At 60.8% G+C, this 2,149-nt stretch carries 2 protein-coding genes; both read left to right on the top strand.

The annotated features are described in order from the left end of the window. The coding region (locus AC1DSN_RS21700) for a methyl-accepting chemotaxis protein (RefSeq protein WP_477332833.1) at nucleotides 1-1,505 on the top strand (1,505 nt) is incomplete at its 5' end. A 66-nt stretch (nucleotides 1,506-1,571) separates the two neighbouring features. Then, on the top strand, nucleotides 1,572-2,149 hold a 578-nt coding region (locus tag AC1DSN_RS21695), incomplete at its 3' end, for a diguanylate cyclase domain-containing protein (RefSeq protein ID WP_477332831.1).

The following is a 2,149-nucleotide window of genomic DNA, read 5'->3' as shown; positions in this document are numbered from 1 at the left end:
CGCTGGACATTTACCGCGGTGATCTGGTGCCCATCCTGCGCATCGCAGAAATTAGGCAAGGTCTTCACGCCAACGAGAGTGCTCTCCAGAGTGTGCTGGTGTTGCGGACGCCTTCTAGCATTCAAGACGCTCGCGCTCGACTGCGCGTCGATGCACAGGCCATCGATAGGGCATGGTCTGCGTATGCCCCGATGATCGAGGGCGTTACGGAGCGCGCTGCAGCGGACAAGCTGGTGGCCGCGCGGCGCATACTCGATCGACTTGATACCCAAGCGCTCGAGACTGCCGCAACGGGCGACTTCGATCCGAGCCACTCGGTCACAAGCGGTAACTATGTCTCGGCGATGGCGCAGGCGAATCAAAGCATCGGCGCTCTTTATGATGAGAACCAGGCGCAGGCCGAGGCTTCTTATCAACAATCGCAGCGACTTTATCAGCGAACACTGTTGGCTTCGCTTGCCGCGGTGGTCGCTGGCCTTGTCGTTTCGGTCGTCCTTGTATCTGTGCTATTGCGCGCCATATCTTCACCGATCCAAAAGGCTGTTTCCTTTGCCGACGCGATTGCTTCGGGCCGCCTACAACAGGCGCCGATGCCGCCCCGTCACGACGAGGTTGGAAAGTTGTCCACGGCGTTACACGCCATGGACAGGCAGCTCACTGGCGTTGTTCTTCAGGTTCGGAGCGGCGCCGACTCCGTGGCCGATGCCTCGCGTCAGATCGCGCAGGGAAACAACGAGCTTTCGCGGCAAGCCCAGCAACAAGCAGCCGCCCTGGAAGAGACCGCAGCCGCAATGGAGGAAATGACGGTGTCCGTGCGGCAAACAGCCAGTCACGCGCGCCATGCCGAAACGTTGGCCACGATGGCCTTGGCACGCGCGGAAACCGGACAAGTGGTGACCCGAGACGCTGTGGCCGCCATGCAACATATCGAAGCGTCCAGCCGCAGAATCGTAGACATCGTCGGATTGATGGACGATCTCTCCTTTCAGACCAACCTCCTTTCATTGAATGCCGCTATCGAGGCTGCTCGGGCTGGCCAGGAGGGCAAGGGATTCGCCGTCGTGGCAGCCGAAGTCCGTGGTCTGGCGCAACGGTCGGCGCAGTCTGCCCAAGAGATAAGGTCGTTGATTACTGATGCGGCGGAGAAGGTGTCGGCGGGAAGCGCCCTCGTCGACGTGTCGGCGAAAGCGCTCGACGAAATCGTTCAACACGTCCGCGAAGCATCCGACTTGGTGAAGCAGATCGCCAATGGAAGCGCTGAGCAATCGCTCGGGATCGAACAGGTAAACAGCTCCGTCACGGCACTGGACAACGGGCTTCAAGGCACCGCTGCGCTGGTAGAGCAGGCCGCCGCCGCAAGCCAGGTGCTCCACACGCAGGCGTCCGAGTTGAGGGGGCGCGTCGATTTCTTCCAGATCGACGGCGCCACCGACGCGGCTCCTGGGGGTCGGTTAGATAAAGTGCGTCCGCTCCCATCGATCGTTTCAGAGCACGACAACGCCTAGGCCGCGCAGGCGCACGGGCGGCACTTTCGCCTTCTTTGACATCCCTATCGATCGAACAGAGTCGCCATGTCCAACGCTTCCTTTTCGCGCTTGAGGCGCATCATCGCGCGACATAGACGCGTGGTCTTCGACGGATCAGCTGTTTCTATCGTTACGCTCCTGGCCCTGTTTTACGCCTACGAGGTAGATATTTTCTGCGCCGCAGAGAATGGGGTGGTCCACGCCGATCGCATCGAGATAGGCGAGCTGATGATGGTGGCTGCCATCTTCTGTGGTGGCCTTGCCATCTTTGCGCTCCGCCGCCTCACCGAGCAGCGGGCGGAGGCGRCACGTCGCGTTGCAGTGGAGGAAGAGGTCCGCACCCTGGCCTTCACCGATGCACTGACAGGGCTGGCTAATCGCCGGCAGTTTGACAGTGCGTTAACTGAGTCCGCCTTGACCCTTCCCAAGGCCGGTGCCAGTCACGCGGTCCTCAGCCTCGACCTCAATGGCTTCAAGCGCATCAACGATCTCCACGGTCATGCAGTGGGCGACGAGGTATTGATGCGGGTATCCGCGCGCCTGCGGGATTGTGTTCGTGAAGGCGATATAGTTGCGAGGCTTGGTGGCGATGAATTCGCGGTGTTGGCTACACACATCGGCAG

The sequence above is a fragment of the Luteibacter sp. P4_D7_3 genome, from assembly GCF_056401735.1.
Note: the sequence above shows the minus strand (reverse complement) of the source record. Positions and strands in the feature narration are given on the sequence as shown.